The 21,850-nt window shown below is 67.7% G+C and carries 22 protein-coding genes; 13 read left to right on the top strand and 9 right to left on the bottom strand.

Annotation, left to right across the window (positions count from 1 at the left end; translation table 11 throughout):
- The first annotated feature begins 107 nt into the window (after positions 1 to 107).
- Complete coding sequence (locus tag AWB94_RS03900; RefSeq protein ID WP_234811610.1) at positions 108 to 461, top strand: ArsR/SmtB family transcription factor; 354 nt, start codon at positions 108 to 110, stop codon at positions 459 to 461.
- A 17-nt stretch (positions 462 to 478) separates the two neighbouring features.
- On the opposite strand, the gene AWB94_RS03895 is transcribed toward AWB94_RS03900, so the two are convergent.
- Both AWB94_RS03895 and AWB94_RS03890 read right to left on the bottom strand, forming a co-directional pair.
- A complete protein-coding gene (locus tag AWB94_RS03895; protein ID WP_307188216.1) occupies positions 479 to 1,315 on the bottom strand; it encodes a glycine betaine ABC transporter substrate-binding protein in 837 nt (278 codons plus the stop codon).
- A 20-nt stretch (positions 1,316 to 1,335) separates the two neighbouring features.
- Positions 1,336 to 2,505: an NAD(P)-dependent malic enzyme gene (locus AWB94_RS03890; protein WP_062659246.1), complete on the bottom strand. Its 1,170-nt coding sequence runs from the start codon at positions 2,503 to 2,505 to the stop codon at positions 1,336 to 1,338.
- A gap of 224 nt (positions 2,506 to 2,729) precedes the next feature.
- Here AWB94_RS03890 and corA point away from each other — a divergent pair, with 224 nt between their 5' ends.
- From corA to AWB94_RS03855, 7 genes are all read left to right on the top strand, one after another.
- Entirely contained in the window at positions 2,730 to 3,842 is a 1,113-nt protein-coding gene (corA, locus tag AWB94_RS03885; protein ID WP_062659232.1) for a magnesium/cobalt transporter CorA, read from the top strand.
- 216 nt (positions 3,843 to 4,058) lie between these two features.
- A complete protein-coding gene (locus tag AWB94_RS03880; RefSeq protein WP_062659231.1) occupies positions 4,059 to 4,703 on the top strand; it encodes a helix-turn-helix domain-containing protein in 645 nt (214 codons plus the stop codon).
- A 3-nt stretch (positions 4,704 to 4,706) separates the two neighbouring features.
- A complete protein-coding gene (locus AWB94_RS03875) occupies positions 4,707 to 6,359 on the top strand; it encodes an amidohydrolase (protein WP_062659230.1) in 1,653 nt (550 codons plus the stop codon).
- Complete coding sequence (locus tag AWB94_RS03870; RefSeq protein WP_062659229.1) at positions 6,356 to 7,504, top strand: ABC transporter ATP-binding protein; 1,149 nt, start codon at positions 6,356 to 6,358, stop codon at positions 7,502 to 7,504. Before AWB94_RS03875 ends, AWB94_RS03870 begins: the two co-directional genes overlap by 4 nt.
- Positions 7,505 to 7,542: 38 nt before the next feature.
- Positions 7,543 to 8,682, top strand: coding sequence for an ABC transporter substrate-binding protein (locus AWB94_RS03865; protein WP_062659228.1), 1,140 nt, complete (start codon positions 7,543 to 7,545; stop codon positions 8,680 to 8,682).
- Positions 8,683 to 8,702: 20 nt separating this feature from the next.
- Positions 8,703 to 9,638, top strand: a complete 936-nt coding sequence (locus AWB94_RS03860; protein ID WP_234811609.1) for an ABC transporter permease — start codon at positions 8,703 to 8,705, stop codon at positions 9,636 to 9,638.
- Entirely contained in the window at positions 9,635 to 10,525 is an 891-nt protein-coding gene (locus AWB94_RS03855) for an ABC transporter permease (protein WP_062659227.1), read from the top strand. Before AWB94_RS03860 ends, AWB94_RS03855 begins: the two co-directional genes overlap by 4 nt.
- Positions 10,526 to 10,534: 9 nt before the next feature.
- On the opposite strand, the gene AWB94_RS03850 is transcribed toward AWB94_RS03855, so the two are convergent.
- The 6 genes from AWB94_RS03850 to AWB94_RS03825 form a co-directional block, all read right to left on the bottom strand.
- Complete coding sequence (locus tag AWB94_RS03850; RefSeq protein WP_062659226.1) at positions 10,535 to 11,128, bottom strand: suppressor of fused domain protein; 594 nt, start codon at positions 11,126 to 11,128, stop codon at positions 10,535 to 10,537.
- The gene (locus AWB94_RS03845) at positions 11,125 to 12,300 is read right to left on the bottom strand and encodes an ABC transporter ATP-binding protein (protein WP_062659225.1); all 1,176 of its coding nucleotides are present in this window, start codon (positions 12,298 to 12,300) and stop codon (positions 11,125 to 11,127) included. Before AWB94_RS03845 ends, AWB94_RS03850 begins: the two co-directional genes overlap by 4 nt.
- A 3-nt stretch (positions 12,301 to 12,303) precedes the next feature.
- Positions 12,304 to 13,140, bottom strand: coding sequence for a carbohydrate ABC transporter permease (locus AWB94_RS03840; RefSeq protein ID WP_062659224.1), 837 nt, complete (start codon positions 13,138 to 13,140; stop codon positions 12,304 to 12,306).
- A 60-nt stretch (positions 13,141 to 13,200) separates the two neighbouring features.
- A complete protein-coding gene (locus tag AWB94_RS03835; protein WP_062659223.1) occupies positions 13,201 to 14,100 on the bottom strand; it encodes a carbohydrate ABC transporter permease in 900 nt (299 codons plus the stop codon).
- Positions 14,101 to 14,122: 22 nt separating this feature from the next.
- Positions 14,123 to 15,520, bottom strand: a complete 1,398-nt coding sequence (locus AWB94_RS03830) for an ABC transporter substrate-binding protein (protein ID WP_062659222.1) — start codon at positions 15,518 to 15,520, stop codon at positions 14,123 to 14,125.
- A gap of 98 nt (positions 15,521 to 15,618) precedes the next feature.
- On the bottom strand, positions 15,619 to 16,131 hold the full coding sequence (locus AWB94_RS03825) for a YflT domain-containing protein (RefSeq protein WP_062659221.1): 513 nt from the start codon (positions 16,129 to 16,131) through the stop codon (positions 15,619 to 15,621).
- A gap of 139 nt (positions 16,132 to 16,270) precedes the next feature.
- Here AWB94_RS03825 and AWB94_RS03820 point away from each other — a divergent pair, with 139 nt between their 5' ends.
- On the top strand, positions 16,271 to 17,062 hold the full coding sequence (locus AWB94_RS03820; protein ID WP_085122347.1) for a DUF4190 domain-containing protein: 792 nt from the start codon (positions 16,271 to 16,273) through the stop codon (positions 17,060 to 17,062).
- Positions 17,059 to 17,514, top strand: coding sequence for a DUF4190 domain-containing protein (locus AWB94_RS03815; protein ID WP_062659219.1), 456 nt, complete (start codon positions 17,059 to 17,061; stop codon positions 17,512 to 17,514). The genes AWB94_RS03820 and AWB94_RS03815 overlap by 4 nt, the downstream gene beginning before the upstream one ends.
- Positions 17,515 to 17,592: 78 nt before the next feature.
- On the opposite strand, the gene AWB94_RS03810 is transcribed toward AWB94_RS03815, so the two are convergent.
- A complete protein-coding gene (locus tag AWB94_RS03810; protein ID WP_084395448.1) occupies positions 17,593 to 18,549 on the bottom strand; it encodes an HpcH/HpaI aldolase/citrate lyase family protein in 957 nt (318 codons plus the stop codon).
- A gap of 25 nt (positions 18,550 to 18,574) precedes the next feature.
- Between AWB94_RS03810 and AWB94_RS03805 the strand changes: the two genes are divergently transcribed.
- The 3 genes from AWB94_RS03805 to AWB94_RS34975 all read left to right on the top strand — a co-directional run bounded on the left by AWB94_RS03805 (position 18,575) and on the right by AWB94_RS34975 (position 21,792).
- A complete protein-coding gene (locus AWB94_RS03805; protein WP_062659217.1) occupies positions 18,575 to 19,861 on the top strand; it encodes a magnesium transporter MgtE N-terminal domain-containing protein in 1,287 nt (428 codons plus the stop codon).
- A complete protein-coding gene (locus AWB94_RS03800) occupies positions 19,858 to 20,412 on the top strand; it encodes a DUF1003 domain-containing protein (protein ID WP_084395447.1) in 555 nt (184 codons plus the stop codon). The genes AWB94_RS03805 and AWB94_RS03800 overlap by 4 nt, the downstream gene beginning before the upstream one ends.
- A gap of 84 nt (positions 20,413 to 20,496) precedes the next feature.
- On the top strand, positions 20,497 to 21,792 hold the full coding sequence (locus AWB94_RS34975) for a lytic transglycosylase domain-containing protein (RefSeq protein ID WP_062659216.1): 1,296 nt from the start codon (positions 20,497 to 20,499) through the stop codon (positions 21,790 to 21,792).
- Positions 21,793 to 21,850: the final 58 nt, after the last annotated feature.

The following is a 21,850-nucleotide window of genomic DNA, read 5'->3' as shown; positions in this document are numbered from 1 at the left end:
GCGGTGGCGCGGCGCCCCACCAGTAGAACTCACCGCGCCCAATCAGTCAAACGCTTGCGCAACTGTCCCCAATGGTGGAGTCTGTTCGTGTCGCCGAGAGGAGTCCCGTGCCCGACCCGTCCCCGTCCGTACCACCCGACGACGAGTTGACCGTGCAACTCCTCCAGGAGACTGCCGCGACCCTCGGCCTGCTCTCGGCCACCGTGCGACTGCACATTCTGTGGGTGCTCGCCAAGGGCGAGCAGGACGTCGGCACGCTGGCCGCCAGGACGGGCCAGAGCCTGGCCACCGTCAGCCATCATCTCGCCAAGCTCAAACTCGCCGGCCTGGTGCGGGCACAGCGCGCCGGCAAACGCCAGGTGTACGTCGCCACCGACCCGCACGTCCTGGCCATCATCGATGTCGCGCTGGGCCAGCGGCTGCGTTCCGACGACGCCCCCGCGCGACTGCGGCAGGCGTAACCGCGACTGGGGTAGTGCTACCGGCCCAGCGGATGTGCGTCCAGGTACGCCGCGGCCACCACACCCGGATCCTGCCCGGCGGCGACCTTCGCCCGCATCTGCGCCAGCGCGTCGGTGTCCAGCACACCGGCCAGCTCGTTGATCGAGCGCACCTGCGGGTCGGTCAGGGTGTTGCGCCGGTAGATCGGTACCACGTTCTCCGCCCGCACCAGCGCCGTCCGGTCGGCCAGCACGGTCACCTGATCGGGGATGTCCGGGGCGGCCGCCGACGTCCAGGCCACGTCGATCGTGCCGTCCCGCAAGGCGCCGAAAAGCGCGGCGGCATCCGGGAATTCACGTGCCTTCGGCAGCACGCAGGCGGCCAGCGAGCTGGGGGCCACCTCCCCGGCGACACGACCGACCCGCAACGTGCCACACCGCGGCAGCAGTGCCAGCGTGTCGGCGGCGCCCCACGCGCGCGCGGTCCGATCGGTCACCGCCGGTAGCGGCTTGTCCGACGTGGTGTCCGCGTAGTCACCGGCGGCCAGCCCCTCCGGCAGCGCGGCCACCATCGAGCGGTACACCTGCGCCGCCGAGCGTGCCGGCGCGTCCGGCTGGAACCGGGTGAGCAGCGCCCCGGTCAAGCCGGGTGCGACGTCGACGTTGCCGGAATCCAGGCCGCCCACCGGATCCTCGGCCACCTGGACGTGTGCGGCACTGCCGTAGAACCGCAATGCCGCCGCGTACAGATGCGCCAGCAGTGCCGACTCCGCGTCGTTGCGGGCGCCGACGGTCACCGACGGCGGCGGTGGGGCCACTGAACATCCGGCGGCACACCCGGCGACCACCAGCAGCGCCGCCAGTCTCGCCAGCATCCGACGCATCAAATCAGCGCTCAGGCCTTCGACGCTTCCGCCACGGCCGCGGCGACCGCCGGCCCCACCCGCGGGTCCAGCGCGCTCGGCACGATGTGATCGACTGCGAGATCGTCCCCAACCACCGAGAAAATCGCATGCGCCGCAGCGACTTTCATCTCCTCGGTGATACGCCGGGCACCGGCGTCCAGGGCGCCGCGGAACACGCCGGGAAAGGCCAGCACATTGTTGATCTGGTTCGGGAAGTCGCTGCGGCCGGTGGCCACCACGGCGGCGTACTTGCGGGCCGCATCCGGGTGGATCTCCGGGTCCGGGTTGGACAGCGCGAACACGATGCCGCCGGGGGCCATCGTCGCGATGAGTTCCTCGGGCACCAGGCCGGCCGACACACCGAGGAAGACGTCGGCGCCGTCGAGGGCTTCGGCCACGCCGCCGGTGAGACCACGCGGGTTGGTACGCCCGGCCAGTTCGGCCTTGAACGAGTTCAGGTCGGCCCGGCCCGTCTCGACGATGCCCTTGCTGTCCAGCACGACGATGTCCGTGATGCCGCTGTTGAGCAGGATGTTGGTGCACGCGACACCGGCCGCCCCGGCCCCGGACACCACCACCTTGAGTTCGTGGATGTCACGGTCGAGCGCCTGGACCGCACCGAGCAGCGCGGCGAGCACCACGATGGCGGTGCCGTGCTGATCGTCGTGCATGACGGGGCAATCCAAGGCTTCGATGACCCGGCGCTCGATCTCGAAGCAGCGCGGCGCGGAGATGTCCTCCAGATTGACCGCACCGAAGGTGGGGCGCAGCCGGATCAGGGTTTCGACGATCTCGTCGGGATCCTTGGTGTCCAGCACGATCGGGATGGAGTCCAGCCCGCCGAACGTCTTGAACAGCGCGCTCTTGCCCTCCATCACCGGCAGCGACGCGGCAGCGCCGATATCACCGAGACCCAGCACCGCGCTGCCGTCACTGACCACGGCCACGAGCCGGTTGGCCCAGGTGTACTTCTTCGCCAACGTCACATCGGCTGCGATCGCGCGGCTCACCTGCGCCACGCCCGGCGTGTAGGCGATGGACAGGGCACGCTGGGTGTCCAGCGGCTCGTTCAACGCCACCGAGAGTTTGCCGCCCTCGTGGGCGGCGAAGATCTCGGCATCCTCGACTACGACTTGCGGGGTACGCACCAATTCGGCCACGGCGACCACGGTAACCCACACCCCCAGCTCACCGAGGCCGGTTCCCCACTCGTGAGAAGACCGAAAGATGCCCTTTACGTCGAGAAACAGGCTACCCGCGGGTAGGTTCCCAGCGAGTAGACAGCTTGCGAAGGCGGGTGCCGGACACCTGGGACACGTAGCATTCGATGCGTTCCGGCCCGGTACCCGGCCGGCTACGACGCGCGCTGATCCGGAGGTTTGCGATGCCCACATTCCGTGCATTGCCACCGTCGCTGCTTCGCCCCGGAGCCAAGAAGGCGGTGGCCGCAACTCCCGATGCCCGCACCATCCACGTCCCCGTCGCGCGAGCGATGGTCGACTGCGGTGTGTACGTCGACGGGGTCCGACTGCCCGGCAAGTTCACCCATGCCGCGGCACTGACCAAGGTTCGCGAGGTCGAGGCCGAGGGCAACAACCACGCCTTCGTGTGGATCGGGCTGCACGAACCCGACGAGCACCAGATGCAGGCGGTGGCCGATGTGTTCGGGCTGCACGAGCTGGCCGTCGAGGACGCCGTGCACGCACATCAGCGGCCGAAGCTGGAACGCTATGACGACACGCTGTTCCTGGTGCTCAAGACCATCAACTACGTCGAGCACGAGTCGGTGGCCAACGCCCGCGAGATCGTCGAGACCGGCGAGATCATGATCTTCGTCGGACCCGATTTCGTGGTGACCGTGCGCCACGGCGACCACGGCGGACTGGCCGGCGTGCGCAAGCAGATGGACACCTCACCGGCCAACTGCGCTCTCGGGCCGTACGCGGTGATGCACGCGATCGCCGACCATGTCGTCGACTCCTACCTCGGGGTGACCGATCTGGTGGAGACCGATATCGACGCCATGGAGGAGAACGTCTTCTCCCCCACCAGCCCCACCGATATCGAACACATCTATCTGCTCAAGCGTGAGATCGTCGAGATGCGGCGTGCGGTCGCCCCGCTGACCTTCGCCCTCCAGCGCCTGGGTAGTGATCACAACGACCTGATCTCCAAAGAGGTCCGCCGCTACATGCGCGACGTACTGGACCACACCATCGCAGCCGCGGACCGGATCGCCAGCTACGACGAGGTGCTCAGTTCCCTGGTGCAGGCCGCGGTCGGCAAGGTGGGCATGCAGCAGAACACCGATATGCGCAAGATCTCGGCGTGGGTCGCCATTGCCGCCGTGCCGACCGCGCTGGCCGGGATCTACGGCATGAATTTCGACAACATGCCCGAATTGCATTGGACGCTGGGATATCCGATGGTGCTGTTGGTCATGGCGACGGTGTGCCTGGTGCTGCACCGTACCTTCCGCCGCAACAACTGGCTCTAGTCTTCGCGCGCAGCCCGTCGATCGATGAACTGGCGTGCTCCACCAGCGGGTGGCTGCCGCTCGTGTGATCGCGTCGGCCGTTTCGGGTCGACCTCCTGCGTTGCGCGCGTGTAAATACTTCGCGTCCGTCAGCGCCACGCCTTGCACGCCGTCGCCGGTGCCCATACCGTTCGCCACTAAGCGATCCGTTAAGTACGCATAAGCGAAATGAGGCCAGTGCCTTACCAACCCGCGACCACCGTCACCGCGTCGGACTCGACGGCGCGCGTCATCCTCGGGCGTCGGCTCCGAGAGGCCCGCGACCGCAGCCGACTGTCCACACGTGACGTCGCCGCCAGGGCCGGAGTCAGCGCCGGCTTCATCAGCCAGCTCGAGAACGGGAAGTGCGGGGTATCGGTCGGGGCGCTGAAGCGCATCTCGGCCGCCGTCGGCATCTCCGTCGCCGATCTGCTGTCGGACGAGGCGCCGATCGTGCGGCCCGTTCTGCGGGCGCACGAGCGCCCGGTGTTCTCCAGCGACAGCGGTCTGGAGAAGCTGCTGCTGTCCCGGCCACCCATCCGTCAACTCGAGGTCTATGAAGGCACGTTCGACGTCGGGGGGTCGACCGGTGCGGAGCCCTACGCCCACGACGACGCGCAAGAATTGTTCTACGTCCTGTCGGGTCACATCGAATTATCGGTCGGCTCAGCGACATTCGCGCTCGGGCCACGTGACAGCGTCGAGTTTCTGTCCTCGGTTCCGCACCGGGCGGTGAACATCGGCGCGAGTTCGGCGCAGGCCATGTGGATCACCTCGCACTTCACCCCGCCCATCGACGCCAACCCGCTCAATGCCTCACCCGCACACCAGATGAAGGATTGACAGATGTCTGCTGCCCAGCGAGTCCTGATCACCGGAGGGCACGTCTTCACGCCCGCCGGCATCGTCGAGGAGCCGGTTCTCATCGACGACGGTGTCATCACCGCGATCGGCGCCGAGGCGCTCACCGGATCCGGGGCCGTCGAGATCGACGCGGCCGGTGGCCTGGTCTCGCCAGGCTTCCAGGACAGCCACATTCACCCGTATCACGCCGGTCTCGACATGATCGCGTGCGACCTGACGCCGTACACCACCGCCGACGGCTACCTCACCCGGATCGCCGAATATGCCGCCGCCAACCCGGAATTGACCTGGATCAGCGGTGGCGGATGGTCGATGGACTCGTTCCCCGGCGGCCTGCCGACCGCGGCGGCGCTCGACGCCGTCGTCCCCGATCGGCCCGCCTACTTCCCCAACCGTGACGGTCACGGCGCGTGGGTGAACACCAGAGCCCTCGAGATCGCGGGGATCGACGACGCCACGCCCGACCCGTTCGACGGTCGCATCGAGCGCGACGCCGGCGGGCACGCGATCGGCACGCTGCAGGAAGGCGCCATGGCCCTGGTCGCCCGGCACATCCCGTTGCCCAGCCAGGACGACCTCGACGAAGCGCTGAAGATCGCCCAGCAGCGACTGTTCGGATGGGGTGTGACGGCGTGGCAGGACGCCATCGTCGGCGCCACCAACGACACCCCGGACTCGCTGGACTCCTACCTCCGCGCCACCGCGTCGGGCATGCTCAAGGCGCACGTCGTCGGTGCGCTGTGGTGGGACCGCAACCGCGGCCTCGAGCAGATCCCCGAACTCGTCGCGAAGCGCGAACGTGCCCTGGCCGGCGGGTTCTCGGCCACGACCGTCAAGATCATGCAGGACGGCGTCGCCGAGAACTTCACGGCCGGGATGCTGGAGCCCTACCTCGATGCGTGCGGCTGCCCCGGCGAGAACATGGGGAAGAGCTTCGTCGACCCGACCACCCTCAAGCAGATCTCGACGGAACTCGACGCGCTGGGCTTCCAGCTGCACTTCCACGCTCTCGGTGACCGCGCCGTGCGCGAATCGCTGGATGCGATCGAGGCAGCCCGGACAGCCAACGGCGACAACGACCTTCGCCACACGCTGGCGCACATCCAGGTGGTCCATCCCGCCGATGTCCCCCGCTTCGCCGAGTTGGGGGTGGTGGCCAACATGCAGCCACTGTGGGCCCGCCACGAAGACCAGATGGATCTGCTCACCGTCCCGTTCCTCGGCCGCCGACGGGCGGCCTGGCAATACCCGTTCGGGTCGCTGCAACGAGCGGGGGCGGCGCTGGCGTCGGGCAGTGACTGGCCGGTGAGCACCGCGAACCCGTTGGAGATCATCCACACGTCGGTCAACCGCGCCCCGGTGGGTGCGACAGGCCCGTCGTCGCTGCCCTTCCTCGGCGAGCAGGCGCTGTCGCTGGCCGACGCCCTGATCGCCCACAGCCTCGGAACGGCGTACCTCAACCACGACGAACACCGTTCCGGAACAATCGAAGTCGGAAAATCGGCCGATATCGTGATTCTCGACCGGGATATCTTCGCCGCCCCGGTGGCCGAGATCGGCTCCGCTTCGGTGGCCTACACCCTCATCGGCGGTGAGGTCGTCTACGAGGCCGACTCCGTCCCGGTATCGGCATGAGCCTCCTCACCGCCGTCGGAGCAGCGCCGAGCACCGAGGTGGCCGGCTCGGTCGAATTGCGCGGACTCACCAAGGCGTACGGCAGCGCCGTCGCCGTCGACAACCTCTCCCTGCACGTGCAGGCCGGCGAATTCCTCAGCCTGCTCGGGCCCAGCGGGTGCGGCAAGACGACGACGCTTCGGATGATCGGCGGTTTCGAGTTCCCCGACGACGGCACCATCGCGATCTCCGGCCGCAACGTCGAGAGCCTGCCTCCGCACAAGCGCCCCGTCAACACCGTCTTCCAGGCGTATGCCCTGTTCCCGCACATGAAGGTCGCCGACAACGTCGCCTACGGACTGCGCCGGTCCGGGGTGCCCAAAGCGGAGATGTCCGACCGCGTGAGCCGCGCCCTCGACATGGTGCGGATGACGGCATTCGCCGCGCGCAAGCCGGCGCAACTCTCCGGCGGCCAGCAGCAGCGCGTCGCCCTGGCCAGGGCACTGGTCAACCGACCCGCCGTGGTGCTCCTCGACGAACCGATGAGCGCGCTCGACCGCAAGCTGCGCGAGGAGATGCAGGTCGAACTGAAGTTGCTGCAGCAGGAACTCGGTACCACCTTCATCTTCGTCACCCACGACCAGGAGGAGGCCCTGTCCATGAGCGACCGGGTCGCGGTGATGAACGACGGGCGGATCGAGCAAATCGGCACGGCGTCAGCGGTTTACGACGCACCGGAATCGGCGTTCGTGGCGGGTTTCATCGGGCGGCAGAACTCGTTCACCGGCACCATCTCCTCCTTCGACGCCGCCGGGCTCAACGTTCGGACCGCCGGTCTCGCGCTGTACTCCACCCGTCCGGCCAAGGGTGACGTGCCGGCCGCTGGCGGTGCCACCGTCACCGCCGCGATCCGGCCGGAATCGGTCCTCGTCACCGAGCAGGCGGCACCCGAGACCCCCGCATCGAGCACCGCCGGGGTCAACGTCGTATCCGGCGTGCTGCTCGGTGTCTCCGAACTCGGCCACAGCCTGCAGCTGGTCGTCCACACGGGCACCGACGACAGGATCCTGGCCCGGCTGCCCCGCAGCGCGAACCCGCCCACCGAACTCGGCGCCCCCGTCTCCTGCTCGTGGTCCGCCGACGCCGTGCGGATCTTCACCTCCTGACCGACCCAACCCCGCCGCCCCGATCCGAAAGTGCTGCCATGAATCAACCCGTACGCATCCTGATCCCCAAAGCCCTTGAGAACTCGCTGAGCCGGCGAACCTTCCTGGGCGGTACCGCAGCCCTGGGAATCGGCGCCTTCCTCGCCGCGTGTTCCAAGCCCTCAGGCGGCGGCTCCTCCTCCTCGGGTGGCCTGAACATCTACACCTGGGGCGAATACGACGACCCGGCCGTGCTCAAGGATTTCACCTCGGCCAAGGGCCCGGCGATCACCCTCGACTCGTACGGTTCCAACCCGGAGATGATCGCCAAACTCAGTGCGGCCAAGGGCACCAGCGGCTACGACATCTGCGTTCCCACCCACTCGTCGATCCAGCAGATGGCCACCGGTGGACTGTTGACCGAACTCGATCACACCAAACTGCCGAACATGAAGAACCTCAACGCAAAGGTCGTGAACACCCCGTTCGACCCCGGCAACAAGTACAGCGTCTGCAAGGACTGGGGTTCGACGGGCTACGTCTACGACACCACCGTCATCAAGCGCAACCTGACGTCGTGGGCCGACTTCCTCGACGCGGCGCAGAAGGAGGCGTCGGGCAGTATGTCGCTGCTCGAGGACCAAGGTGAGGTCGCCTTCACGTACTTCTACGCCAACGGAATCGACCCGAACACCACCGACCCCGCCCACATCGACGCCTACCGCTCGTTCATCCTCGACAAGATCGCACCCCACGTGCAGGCCTTCGAATCATCGACCAACAACTCGATCTCGTCGTCGGCACGCACCCTGATCCACTGCTGGAACGGGGACGCTCGCCTCGGCATCCTCGCCAACCCCGAGCCGGACCGGTACAAGTGGGTCTGGCCCAGCGAGGGCGCCAACCTGTGGCAGGACAACTGGGCCATCGTCAAGGGCGCACCGCACGAAGACGCGGCCTACGAGTTCATCAACTACGTGCTGGATCCGACGGTCTCTCTCAAGGAACTCACCTACATCGGCTACAACACCGGCATCCAAGGGATCGAGGAGGCCGCGCGGAAGGCCGATATCAAACGGCCCGACATGGTGTTCATCAGCGATCAGATCATGTCGAAACTGATCTACAGCCAGATGACGTCGATGGACGGCAAGATCATCGCCATCTACGACGAGCTCAAGGCCGCGGCGGGCAAGTGACCGTCCTGCAGGAGCCATCGGTGCGGAGTCCGGGAACCCCCGACGGCCCGGCCCGGCGGAGACGACCGCGACTACCGGGGGGCCTGGGCGCCCTACCCATCAGCGTGTGGATGGTCCTGTTCTTCGTGCTGCCGTTCGCCCTCGTGGTCTGGTACAGCTTCGGCTACAAGCCGGGTCTCTACACGACCCACGCCAACGACGTGCTGTCCTTCGACCGCTACGGCGAGGCGGCGTCACCGGCCTTCTTCGCGATCTTCGTCCGCACGTTGAAGATCGCCACCCTGGGCACGGCACTGTGTCTGGTGATCGCCTTCCCCATGGCCTACTGGATGGCCGTGAAGCTACCCGCGCGGTGGCGCGGAGCCGTACTCGCGCTGATCCTGATCCCGTACTGGACGAACTTCCTGGTCCGCACCATCGGTTGGCAGATCTCGCTCAGCCCAGCCGGATTCGTATCCAAGCTGCTGCAATGGGCGCACCTCACCGATGGACCACTGCACGTGCTGTACACCTCGGCCGCGGTCCAGCTCGGTGTGGTGTACAACTATCTGCCACTGATGATCCTGCCCCTCTACGTGGCATTGGAACGTCTCGATCCCAAACTGCTGGAGGCCAGTCGCGATCTCGGCGGCACCGCGTGGAGCACGTTCCGGTGCATCACCGTCCCGCTGGCTGCGCCCGGAGTAACGGCCGGATTGCTGCTGGTCTTCGTGCCCTTGATGGGCGACTACATCACTCCCACCGTCCTGGGCGGAGCCAGTGGAAGCATGGTCGGTCAGATGGTTGCCGCCCAATTCCAGAGCGCGCAGAACTGGGCCCTCGGCGCCGCGATGGCTGTACTGCTCATGCTCGCCATCTTCGGGACGAGCGTCGTCGTCGGCGGTCTTCTCAAGGCAGCCGGCCGCATCACCTCCGCCATGACCTCGTTGAGACTGCCGGCCAAGGAGTCCTCATGACCACTTCCCCGGCGCGCGTAAGCCGAAGCCGCCGGCGCCGGGTGCGGCCCGGCGACGCAATCCTGAACATCTGGGGTGTACTCGGCCTGCTGTTCCTGTTCTTCCCGATCATCGTCATCGTGGTCTACTCGTTCAACTCCGGCCGGACCCTGCAGACGTTCGACGGCTTCAGCGTCGAACCCTACGTCGCAGCACTGAGCAACCCTGCAATCACGAACTCGATCACCGTCTCCTTGGTCACCGCTGCCGGTACGGCCGTGGTGGCGACGATTCTGGGCACCTCCGCGGGAATCGCCTTGGCCCGCCGACCCCGGTGGTGGGCACCCGGATTGCTCGTCCTGCTGGGCCTGGTGATGGTGACCCCGGAGATCGTCAGCGCCATCTCGCTGCTCCCCTGGTTCGTGACACTCGGAACCGACTGGTACATCACCATGTTCAACATCGGTCAGGTGCGCTTGATCATCGCCAATTCACTGTTCGCCAGCGCCGTCGTGACATTCATCGTGCGGGCCCGGATGACCGGGATGAACGAAAGCCTGGAGGAGGCGGCGGCCGACCTCTACGCGACGCCGCTGCGCCGATTCACCGACGTCACCCTGCCGCTGATCCGCCCCGCCGTCATCGCCGGCGCGCTACTGGCCTTCACCCTCAGCCTCGACAACACCGTCGTCTCCTCGTTCGTCTCGGTCGCCGGCTCCACGCCGTGGCCGGTGTACATCTTCGCCTCGCTCAAGGCCGCGCTGCGGCCCGAGATCGCCGCGATGTCGACACTGATGTTGGTTCTCACGCTGGTGGTCCTCGGCGTCGCCGCGCTGATACTCCGCCGCGACCCGGCCGGAACGGGCGGCGGCGCGGCGGGTCTCACCGACGCGATGGTCGGGCGCTGAGCGCGCCGTTCAAGTGGGATTGGCGGCTCGCCGCCGTGCATCCAGGACGTCCACCCCGTCGGTCTTCCATGCCTCACGCATCGCGTCGGCACCCTTGAGCCGCACCCACGCCGCCTCCGTCGGCGTGATCGGCGTGGCGGCGAAGAACCGCACCGGCGACAACGGCTCCGGCAGTTCCAGATCGCCGATTGCGCTGGGGCCCAACAAGAATGCGGTGAAAGGCGCACCCTCGAACAACGGTGCGCCGAGGTCCACCAACGCGTCGCCGTCGAGGATCAGGCCCTCGACCGCGGGGGCCGCGGCCAGCACCGCCACCGACTTGGCCAGGCCGGTCGGGGTGGGCATCCGCAGCGACACCACCACCTCGGCACGCGGGCCGCGCTGGGAATCGGTCAGGAACTCCGTCGGATCGGTCATCGCGTGGCGCGAACAACCAACCGACACAAAGTGATTCACCTGCTCGACATCCGGGCCGAAGCGAAGTACGTCGATCCGGTCGGTGCCCAGGAAGGTGATGCTGGCCTCGTCCGGTTCACCGAGCACCCCGGCCGCCGTGAAGTGGGCGCTCAGATGAGCGCGGACATCGGCGAGAACGTCTGTCACTCCGCTGCGATCGACAGGTTGGCACCGGTGGCCGCGTCGAAGATCACCAGCTTCGAGGCATCCAGGGCCAGTTCCGCCTTCTGCCCGGCCTTCACCTCCGACGACGCGGACACCCGTGCCACGAACTCGTTCACCCCGGTCCCCGACTCGGCGGCCAGCTGAGCCAGCTGAGCCGACTGCGCCCCTTCGCCCTCGGTGCGGAAGTGCAGGTACTTCTCGGCGCCCAGCGACTCGACCAGATCCACTGTCACCTCGAACACATGGGCCCGGATTCGGGCATACGAATCGATCTGGGCAGCATCGTCGAAGTGCTCGGGACGGACGCCGACGATGAGGTTGGTCCCTTGGTGCTGCGACAGCCCGGCATGTGTCACCGGACCCTCGACCGGCAGCGTGATCTCGCCGAACGGCAAGCGCAAACCGACGTCGGTGAGCGTGGCCGGGAAGAAGTTCATCGCCGGCGAGCCGATGAACCCGGCCACGAACAGGTTCACCGGGCTGTTGTACAGCTCCTCGGGGGTGCCGATCTGCTGGACCACACCGGCCAGCATCACCACCACCCGGTCCCCCAGCGTCATCGCCTCGGTCTGGTCATGGGTGACGTAGACGGTGGTGGTCCCGAGTCGGCTCTGCAGGCGGGCGATCTCGGTGCGCATCTGCACGCGCAGTTTCGCGTCGAGATTGGACAACGGCTCGTCCATCAGGAATGCCTTGGGGCTGCGCACGATCGCACGGCCCATGGCCACGCGTTGGCGTTGGCCACCCGACAGCTGCGCCGGCCTGCGGTCCAGAAGTTGGCTCAGGTCAAGGATTTTCGCCGTCTCCTCGACCTTGGCGGCGATCTCGGCCTTCGACATCTTGGCCAGGGTGAGCGGGAACGCGATGTTCTGCCGCACCGTCATGTGCGGATACAGCGCATACGACTGGAACACCATGGCGATGTCGCGGTCCTTGGGCTGTTTCTCGTTGACCCGCTCACCGCCGATGCGCAGTTCACCGGAGGTGATCTCCTCCAGGCCCGCGATCATGTTGAGCGTGGTGGACTTCCCGCACCCCGACGGACCCACCAGGATGATGAACTCGCCGTCGTTGATGGTCAGCGAAAAGTCCTGCACCGCCACCGCACCGCCGGCGTAACTCTTGGTGACGTGGTCCAGAACGATCTCGGCCATGAGCTACCCCTTCACCGCGCCGGAGGTCAACCCGGCCACGATCCGTCGCTGGAAAATCAGAACAAAGATGATGATGGGCACCGTGATGACCATCGCGCCGGCGGCGATGGACCCGGTCGGTTCCTCGAACTGCGAACTGCCGGTGAAGTTCGCGATCGCCACCGGCGCGGTGATGGCCCGCTCCGTGGCCGTCAGCGACAGCGCCAGCAGCAGGTCGTTCCACGCGAAGATGAACACCAGGATTGCGGCGGTGACGATGCCCGGCGCGGCCAGCGGAGCGATCACCTTGCGGAACGCCTGACCCGGGGTGGCGCCGTCCATCTTCGCGGCCTTCTCCAGATCCCATGGGATCTCTTTGAAGAACGCACTCATGGTGTAGATCGCCAACGGCAGCGCGAAGGTGATGTACGGAATGATCAGGCCGGGCCAGGTGTCGAACAGACCCACCCGGCGTTCGATGTTGAAGATCGGGGTCACCAGCGAGATCTGCGGGAACATGGCGATCAGCAGCGCCACCCCGACGAGCACCTTCTTCCCCGGGAACGCGAGGCGTGCAATGGCATAAGCGGCCATGCCGCCGATGGTCACCGCGATCACGGTGGTGATCAACCCGATGCCGATCGAGTTGATCAGCGCCGAGGAGAAGATGTCGCCGGAGAAGATGGCCTTGTAGTTGTCGAAGGTGATGTCCGACGGAATGAACTTGCCGTCCTTCACCGTCGAGGTCGGCTTGAGCGACAGCGACAGGATCCACAGCACCGGGATCAACGCGTAGAGCACCACCAGGATGTTGACCACGACCCAGCCGGAGGCGCGGCCGGGGCCGACCCGTTCGCTCATCGGTGCCCTCTGCTCTTCGCGCAAGCGCTCATCGGTGCCCTCTGCTCTTCGCGCAAGCGCTCATCGGCCTGCCCCTTCGTCATCTGCGCCCGGCGCCGACGCCCCGAAGATCTTGATGTAGATGAACGCGATCACCGCCACGCACAGGAACACCAGCACGCTGATCGCCGAACCGAGCCCGAGATTGAACGCCTTGAACAGGTTGTCGTAACCCAGGATCGACACCGACCCGGTGTCGTTGGCACCGCCGGTGAGCACGTAGATGTTGTCGAAGATCCGGAACGCGTCCAGGGTGCGGAACAGCAGGGCCACCAGGATCGCCGGTTTGATCATCGGCAGGATCACCCGGAGCAGCCGCTGCCACGCCCCGGCCCCGTCCACCTGCGCGGCATTGAGCAGATCCTGCGGCACCAGGGCCAGCCCGGCCAACAGCAGCAGCGCCATGAACGGCGTCGTCTTCCACACCTCGGCCAGCACCACCACGGCCAGCGACGGGATCTGCTCGGTGAGCGGGGCGCTACCCGTCGGCAGCAGGTTGGCCAGATAACCGGTGCCGGGGGTCCACGCGTAATACCAGCTGTACGAGGCGGCGACGGTCACGATGCCGTACGGCACCAGGATCGCGGTGCGCACCACGCCCTTACCGAAGATGGTCCGGTGCATCACCAGGGCCAGCGCCATGCCCAGCACGAACTCGATGGCCACCGAGACCACGGTGATGGCCAGCGTGACGACGAACGCCGTCCACCAATACCGGTCGGTGAGGATCGTGACGTAGTTGTCGATGCCGACGAACTTCGTGTCGTCGGGCGCGGCCAGGTTGTAGCGCTGCAGGCTCAACCGCACCGCATAGGCGATCGGGTAGGCCGTCACCGCCAGCATCAGCACCACCGCCGGGCTGATCAGCCAGTAGGCCAGCCGCCGCTGGGAGGTGCGGTCGTCGACGTCCGCGCTACTCACGGCGTCACCTCGCGGGCTTCGCTCACGGGATGAGCCCCTTCCCGTCGATCGCCTGCTGCACCTGATGGGTCAGCTCATCGGCGGTCCGCTCCGGGTCGATCGCGTTGATCGGGGCCAGCGTGGCCGAGATGCGCGTCGACACCGCCTGGTACACCGGCGTGGCGGGCCGGACGGCCGCGTTGGTGAGCTGCTGGCGGATGATCTCGTACTGCGGGTACTTCGCCTGGAACTGTGGATCGTCGTACAACGAGGTGCGCACGGCCGGCAGCCCGCCCTCCACCGAGGTGTAGCGCTGGTTGTCCACACTGCGCAGGCACCGGATGGCTTCGAAGGCTTCGGCCTTGTGCTGGGTGTTGCGGCCGACGGCGAGATTGAGCCCGCCCAGTGTCACGCGGGCCTGCTCACCGGGATTCACCGCAGGATATGGGGCGAAGCCGAACACCTTCTTGCTGGCGTTGTAGGCGATGTCGAACTGCTCATCCGACGGCGAGAACGTACCGAGGTCGTTGATGGCACCCTTGAGCGCCGGATCTTCGTTCAGCGGCAGGAAGCTCACCCCACCCTTGGCGGCATTCTCCAGCAGCGACGGCAGCACGAACGGCCAGTTGACTTCCAGCGCGGCTTTGCCCTGTTCCAAGGCCAGCCGCGCGGTGCCCTCGTCGGTCTGGGTGATCGACGGATCCGCACCGGGCGCGGTGGCAACCGATTTGATGATGGACAGCGCCTTGACCGTGGCGGCCCGGTGCTCGGGTGTGTCGGTGAGGGTGACGGTCTTGCCGTCGTCGGAGAGCACTTGCCCTCCCGCGCTCTGCAGCAGGGTGTTGAACCACACCACCAGACCCTCGTACTGCTTGGCCTGCACGGCGATCCAGCTGGGCCCGCCCTCGTTGTGCAGCCGGGTGGCCTCGGCCACCATGCCATCCCAGGTGGGCGGCGGACCGCTCATCAAATCAGCGCGGTACCAAAGCAATTGGGTATTGGTGGTGATCGGCGCGGCGTAGAGCTTGTCCTGCCAGCGAGCGGTGGCCAGCGGGCCCGGCAGGGTGTTCTCGGTGGCGTCGGCCTCGGCCTGGCCCGCCGGGTCGTCCGATAACGGCAACGCCCAACCGGCTTCCGCGAATTCGGCGGTCCACACCACGTCGAGCGCCATCACGTCGAGCGACTTGTCGTTGCCGGTGAGTCGGCGCGCCAGCTGCAAACGTTGGTCGTCGGCACCTTTGGGCAACGACACCTGCTTGATGGTGAACCGCCCGCCGAGTTGCTCGTTGCACCGTTTGGCGACCGCGGAGAACGTCGCCATCTCGTTTGCCGGGGTGTAGTAGTTGATGACGATCCCGTCATCCTTGGCACCACACGCCGTGACCACCGACCCAGCCGTGAGCGCGGCCAACACCGCAGCGCAGAGCCGTCGTGTGCGCACTTCGGCCTCCCGTCGGGATCCGGGCGGGAACCTCCCGCGGGCAAACCGTAGAGCTATTCAGACGTGATATGCAACCGTATCCTCGGCGGGTCGCCCACTCAGATCGTCAAGCGCGCCAGCAGATCCCGGCCCTGTTCGGCGCCGGCGGGCTCGCACAGCACGTCGTAGCGGCCGGCCACCAACTGCGTCGTCGAGCTGAAATCCCTTGTGCCCCTGGCGATTGCGTACGGGATGGCGGAGGTGATCAGGCCGAAGAACACGCCCGCGACGAGGCCGGTGACCAGCGCACCCCACGGACTCGGGCTGAAGAACCCGAGGATCAAGCCGATGAACAGGCCCAGCCACGCACCGGACAGCACGCCGCCACCGAGCACCTTCGGCCAGGTGAGCCGGCCCGTGACGCGCTCGACCTGCATCAGGTCGACACCGACGATCGTGACCTGCTCGACCGGAAATTGTTGATCGGAGAGGTAATCCACCGCCCGCTGAGCCTCGGCGTAGGTCGGGTAGGAACCGATGGGCCAGCCTTTGGGCGGGGTGGGCAGCGGCGCGGGTCCGCGGCCGCCGGGAGTGGCACCCGGTCTCTGGCCGGGCTGTAGGGGACCGCTCATCGTGAGTTCTCCTTCATCCGCATGGTGATGCCGCCTCCCAACCTATCGGTATTCGCCCGCGCGTATCGATGGTCGGCGACTCCGGACGCGCAGGGTTCATCCGCACCGCGAGGACCAGCGCATACGCTACGTTTAGGGCATGAGCGAACCGGGCCAGGAGTCAGGCGCGACATCATCGTCGGGGCCATCTGAGACATCGTCGGAATCGGGCTCGGGGACCGAGCCGCAGTCGGGCGCCTACGAGGCCCCGCCGATCGAGCAGACCTCCGAACCGGGGCAGTCGTCGCAAGGTCAGGAGTACCCGGGTTACAACCAACCGCCCGGCTACGCGGCGCCGACGGGCTACCCGCCGCCGAGCTACCAGCAACCGGACTATGGCCAGCCCGGGCCGCAGCCGAGCTATCCACAGCCGGGCTACCCGCCGCAGGACTTCCAGCCGGGTGGTTACCCGCCGCCCTCCGGCTACCCGCCACCGGGGGGCTACCCGCCTCCCATGTCCGATGTCGGCGGCTACCCGCCACCCACGTCCGATGTCGGCGGCTACCCGCCACCCACGTCCGATGTCGGCGGCTACCCGCCTCCGCCGCCCGGCTTCGGCGTGCCCGGCTACCCCGGCGCCCAATACGGCACCCCGCCCCCGCCTTATGGCACGCCACCGGGTTACCCGCCGGCGGGCTACGGCAGCCCCTACGACGGCGCTCCGTCATCGACCAACCCCCTGGCCATCGCATCGCTGGTCGCCTCGGCGATCGGCGTGCTGTGCGGGATCGGTTCGATCATCGGGATCGTGCTCGGCATCGTCGCTCTGAACCAGATCAAGCGGGACAACCAGGGCGGACACGGGCTGGCGATCGCGGGTATCGCGGTGGGAGCGGTGTCGCTGGTACTCAGCATGGTGCTCGCGATCACCATGTTCTCCCCGAACACATGACCGGTAACGGGCCCTACCCGCCGCCGTCGCCGGACCCGTTCGCGCCGGTCGACTATCCGACCGATCCTCGGCTGCCGCCGCCGGTCTACCCTTCGCCCTATCAACCCCAGCCCTATCAACCCCAGCCCTATCAGGCCGCACCCGGGTATCCGCCCGCCGGCTACCCGTATCCCGGGTATGACCCGTATCGGCAGAAGCCGCTCGGCACCAACGGCAAGGCGATCGCCGCGCTGATAACCGCGGTCGGTGGATTGGTGTTCTGCGGGCTGCCATCGGTCGTCGGATTGGTCCTCGGGGTGATCGCCATGCGTGAAACCCGCCGCACCGGCCAGGACGGGTTCGGCCTGGCGCTGGCCGGCACGATCATCGGCGGCCTGGCCACCGCCGGCCTGGTGCTCTACGCATTGCTGTGGGTGGGCATCATCGCCAGCGGCTGGTCTTACGCTCCGTAGGAGCGCATCGGGAGAAGCTCCGTAGGAGCGCATCGGGAGAAGCGCCGTAGGAGCGCATCGACGGGTGCCGTGGGCGCCTTACCCCTCTTGCCGGAACGGCCCCGTTGTCCGCGTCATCCCCGCGGCCCGGCCCTTCCCGGCGATCACCAGCGCCATCTTGCGGCTGGCCTCGTCGATCATCTCGTCACCGAGCATCACCGCGCCACGCGCTCCGCCGGCCCGCGAGGTGTGCCATTCGTAGGCCTCCAAGATCAGCTCGGCGTGGTCGTAATCGTCCTGCCGAGGGCTGAACACCTCGTTGCCCGCGGCGATCTGATCGGGGTGCAGCACCCACTTGCCGTCGTACCCGAGTGCGGCGACCCGGCCCGCAACCCGGCGGAACGCGTCGGTGTCCCGCACCTTCAGATACGGGCCGTCGATGGCGTTGATGCCGTGCGCGCGGGCGGCCACCAGGATCGTCATCAGCACGTGGTGGTGTGCGTCGCCGACGTCGTACCCCTCGGGCTGTTCCCCCACCACGAGCGTGCGCATGTTGAGGCTGGCCATCATGTCGGCCGGCCCGAGGACCAGCGCCTGCACCCGAGGCGCGGCGGCGATCTCGTTCACATGGGTCAGCCCGGCGGCATTCTCGATCTGTGCCTCGATGCCGATGCGGCCCACGGGAAGTCCATGGGTGAGCTCCAACTGGGTCAGCAGCAGATCCAGGGCCCGCACATGAGCGGCGTCGGTCACCTTGGGCAGCACCACGATGTCGAGATGCGCGCCGGCGGCGCCCACCACCTCGATGATGTCGGCATGCGTCCACGGCGTGGTCCAGTCGTTCACCCGCACGCCGCGCAACTGTCCGGCCCAGCCGGGCTCGGCCAGCGCCCGGGCCACCCTGGAGCGAGCGGCCGCCTTGGCCTCGGGCGCGACCGCGTCCTCGAGGTCGAGGAACACCTGGTCGGCGGCCAGCGTCTTGGCCTTCTGAATCATCTTGTCGCTACTGCCCGGAACCGAGAGGCATGTTCGGCGGGGGCGATACAGGTTGTCCACACTGCCAGTCTCTACGCTTGCGGTCATGGTGGCGGTCAACCGGGTCTATGCGGCCCGACTTGCGGGGATGGTGGTGCTCGGCCCGGACGGCGAGTCCATCGGCCGTGTGCGTGATGTGGTGGTGAGCATCAGCGTCGTCCGTCAACAACCCCGGGTTCTCGGTCTGGTTGTCGAACTGCTCACCCGCAGAAGGATTTTCGTTCCCATTCTGCGGGTCACCGCGATCGAACCGAACGCCGTGACACTCACCACGGCCAACGTGTCGCTGCGCCGGTTCGCCCAACGACCCGGCGAGGTGCTGGTGCTGGGTCAGGTGCTGGACACCCGGGTGCGGGTCCATGACCCGGAACTCGAAATGCTCAGCGGCACCGATGTCGTCGTGGTCGATCTCGGGATCGAACAAGTGCGCTCGCGGGACTGGATGGTGACCAAGGTCGCGGTGCGCAACCACCGCAGGCTCGGCCGCCGCACCACCCTGCACATCGTCGACTGGCAGAACGTCAGCGGCCTCACCCCGTCGGCATTGAACCTGCCGGGCCAGGGCGTGGCCCAGCTGTTGGCGCAGTTCGAGGGACAGCGACCCATCGAGGTCGCCGACGCCATCCGCGACCTGCCTGCCAAGCGCCGCTTCGAGGTGGTCAGCGCCCTGGCCGACGAGCGCCTCGCCGATATCCTGCAGGAGCTGCCCGAAAGCGAGCAGGCCGATCTGCTCGAACAGCTCGACACCGAACGCGCCGCCGACGTGCTCGAGGAGATGGATCCCGACGACGCGGCCGACCTGCTCGGTGAGCTCGACGCCAAACGCGCCGAGATCCTGCTGGCCCGGATGGACCCGGAGGACTCCGAGCCGGTCCGTCGCCTCCTGCAGCACTCTCCCGACACCGCGGGCGGTCTGATGACCTCGGACCCGGTGGTGCTGGCCCCCGACACCACGGTGGCCGGGGCGCTGGCCAGGCTCCGCGATCCCGACCTCACCCCTGCGCTGGCCTCCCTGGCGTTCGTCGTGCGGCCGCCGACGGCGACACCGACGGGCCGCTACCTGGGCTGCGTACACCTGCAGCGCCTACTGCGGGAACCACCGGCCACGCTGGTCAGCGGCATCGTCGACAAGAATCTCCCCAGTCTCACGCCGGAATCGTCGCTGGCCGCCGTGACGCGGTACTTCGCCGCCTACAACCTGGTGTGCGGGCCGGTGGTCGACGAGGAGAGCCACCTGCTGGGGGCGGTGTCGGTGGACGACGTGCTCGACCACCTGCTGCCGCACGATTGGCGCGTCAGCGCCGAGGAGCCTGAGTTGGGGGCCACCCCGTGAGCGAACGCATCGACACCCCGCAGGTGTCGCGGTGGCGGCTGGCTCCACGCATCGACATCGAGGCCGTCGGGCAGTACAGCGAGTCGCTGGCCAGGTTCCTGGGTACCGGCCGCTACCTGGCGATGCAGACGGTTTTCGTCGTCGTGTGGATCTGCCTGAACCTGTTCGCCGTCGGGCTGCAGTGGGACCCCTACCCGTTCATCCTGCTCAACCTGGCCTTCTCGACCCAGGCCGCGTACGCCGCGCCGCTGATCCTGCTGGCCCAGAACCGGCAGGAGAACCGGGACCGGGTGGCCCTGGAAGAGGACCGCCGGCGCGCCGAACAGACCAAGGCTGATACCGAGTTCCTGGCCCGGGAGCTGGCGGCGCTGCGGTTGGCGGTGGGCGAGGTAGCCACCCGCGACTACCTGCGCCACGAATTGGAGGACCTGCGCGACATGCTCGTCGAGCTGGTCCCGCCGAAAGGCAAGAAGAAGAGCAAACACGCGCCGGTGGCGGCCGAGACCGACAACACCGAGGCCGACGAGATCGTTTCGGACGGCACTAGCTGACCATTGCCGCACCACAGCGATCACCGAATAGGTATGGTGACTTGGTTCACAACCAGTCGGGTACCGCATAACTAGGACGGTTGAGTGGTCAAAGGGGGAGGCGCCGCCCTCGCCGCAGCGCGGCGCCGAGCAGGCCGAGCGGTCAGCAAGCCCGTGTTCGGTATCGCGGTGCTCACACCGATCGTGCTCGCCGTCAGCGTGGGTGCCTCGGCACCGTCCATCAAGCCGGTGCGCGACACCACGGTCACCACGCTGGCCGCCGTCGGGCCCGTGGCCCCCGACGATTCCGGACCATCGATCGTCGCGGCATTCAAGACACCGCGCCCGTTCCACATCGCGGGCGCGGCCTTGTCGGCTCCCCCGCCGTCGGTCGTCATCAATTCCCCCGGCAGCCTTCGCATTCCGAGCATCGCCCTGAACGCCTACCGCAACGCCGAGCGGATGATGGCGGCCGCGGCGCCGAACTGCGGGATGAGTTGGAACATCCTGGCCGGCATCGGGCGGATCGAGTCCATGCACGCCAACGGCGGCTCGACCGACACCAACGGCACCGCGGTGCGGCCGATCTACGGTCCCGCACTGGACGGCACGCTACCCGGCAACGAGATCATCGTGCAGAGCCGCAGCAACGACCGCATCACCTTTGCGCGCGCCATGGGCCCCATGCAGTTCCTGCCGGGCACCTGGTCGCGCTATGCCTCCGACGGCAACGGCGACGGCAAAGCCGATGTGCAGAACGTGTTCGACGCGACCCTGGCCGCGGCCCGCTACCTGTGCAGCGGTGGTTTGAACATGCGCGATCCGAACCAGGTGATGACGGCGATCCTGCGGTACAACAACTCGGTCGCCTACGCGCAGAACGTGCTCGGCTGGGCGCGCGCCTACGCCACCGGTGTGGTGCCGGTGAACCTGCCGCCCATCACCGGTCCGATTCCGCCGCTGGGCGATGCGCACCTGGACGCCAACCCCGAAGGCATCGGTCCCGGGCTCCCGCTCAACGCCATCGGCCTGCCCGCCGGGGACCCGTTGGCGCTCACCCCGATCTTCGATGTGGGCCGCACCGACGTCGCCAGCCAGCTGCCCACCGCGCCCGGGCCCGGTGCCGTGGCACCGCAACAGAACTGCGCGGTGTTCTGCATCGGTCAGAACGTCCCCGAGCCGGTGCCGGCACCGCCGGCCGCCCCACCCCCGTTCTTCAACCCGTTCGCGCCGCCGCCGCCCGAGGCCGCGCCCGCGCCGGTTCCCGCGGAGCCGCCGGCACCCGTCGTACCGATCGCGCCGCCGCCGGTATTCAACCCGTTCGCCCCGCCCCCGCCGCCTGCGCCCGCGCCGGCACCGGTCCCGGCTCCGCTGGGTCCCCCGCCCGGCCCCGCGGCCTGAGCGTCAAGACGAGCCCCGCGGCCTGAGCGTCAAGACCCGCCCCGCGGCCTGACCCGGT

Source organism: Mycolicibacterium canariasense (assembly GCF_002101555.1).
Classification (GTDB): Bacteria; Actinomycetota; Actinomycetes; order Mycobacteriales; family Mycobacteriaceae; genus Mycobacterium; species Mycobacterium canariasense.
Note: the sequence above shows the minus strand (reverse complement) of the source record. Positions and strands in the feature narration are given on the sequence as shown.

Excerpts from the sequence above, each read along its gene's own strand:
- corA (WP_062659232.1), top strand. The coding sequence starts at position 2,730 with ATGCCCACATTCCGTGCATTGCCACCGTCGCTGCTTCGCCCCGGAGCC.
- AWB94_RS03840 (WP_062659224.1), bottom strand. The coding sequence starts at position 13,140 with ATGAGCGAACGGGTCGGCCCCGGCCGCGCCTCCGGCTGGGTCGTGGTC.
- AWB94_RS03870 (WP_062659229.1), top strand. The coding sequence starts at position 6,356 with ATGAGCCTCCTCACCGCCGTCGGAGCAGCGCCGAGCACCGAGGTGGCC.
- AWB94_RS03805 (WP_062659217.1), top strand. The coding sequence starts at position 18,575 with ATGGTGGCGGTCAACCGGGTCTATGCGGCCCGACTTGCGGGGATGGTG.
- AWB94_RS03815 (WP_062659219.1), top strand. The coding sequence starts at position 17,059 with ATGACCGGTAACGGGCCCTACCCGCCGCCGTCGCCGGACCCGTTCGCG.
- AWB94_RS03845 (WP_062659225.1), bottom strand. The coding sequence starts at position 12,300 with ATGGCCGAGATCGTTCTGGACCACGTCACCAAGAGTTACGCCGGCGGT.
- AWB94_RS03820 (WP_085122347.1), top strand. The coding sequence starts at position 16,271 with ATGAGCGAACCGGGCCAGGAGTCAGGCGCGACATCATCGTCGGGGCCA.
- AWB94_RS03855 (WP_062659227.1), top strand. The coding sequence starts at position 9,635 with ATGACCACTTCCCCGGCGCGCGTAAGCCGAAGCCGCCGGCGCCGGGTG.
- AWB94_RS03825 (WP_062659221.1), bottom strand. The coding sequence starts at position 16,131 with ATGAGCGGTCCCCTACAGCCCGGCCAGAGACCGGGTGCCACTCCCGGC.
- AWB94_RS03865 (WP_062659228.1), top strand. The coding sequence starts at position 7,543 with ATGAATCAACCCGTACGCATCCTGATCCCCAAAGCCCTTGAGAACTCG.
- AWB94_RS03895 (WP_307188216.1), bottom strand. The coding sequence starts at position 1,315 with ATGCTGGCGAGACTGGCGGCGCTGCTGGTGGTCGCCGGGTGTGCCGCC.
- AWB94_RS03875 (WP_062659230.1), top strand. The coding sequence starts at position 4,707 with ATGTCTGCTGCCCAGCGAGTCCTGATCACCGGAGGGCACGTCTTCACG.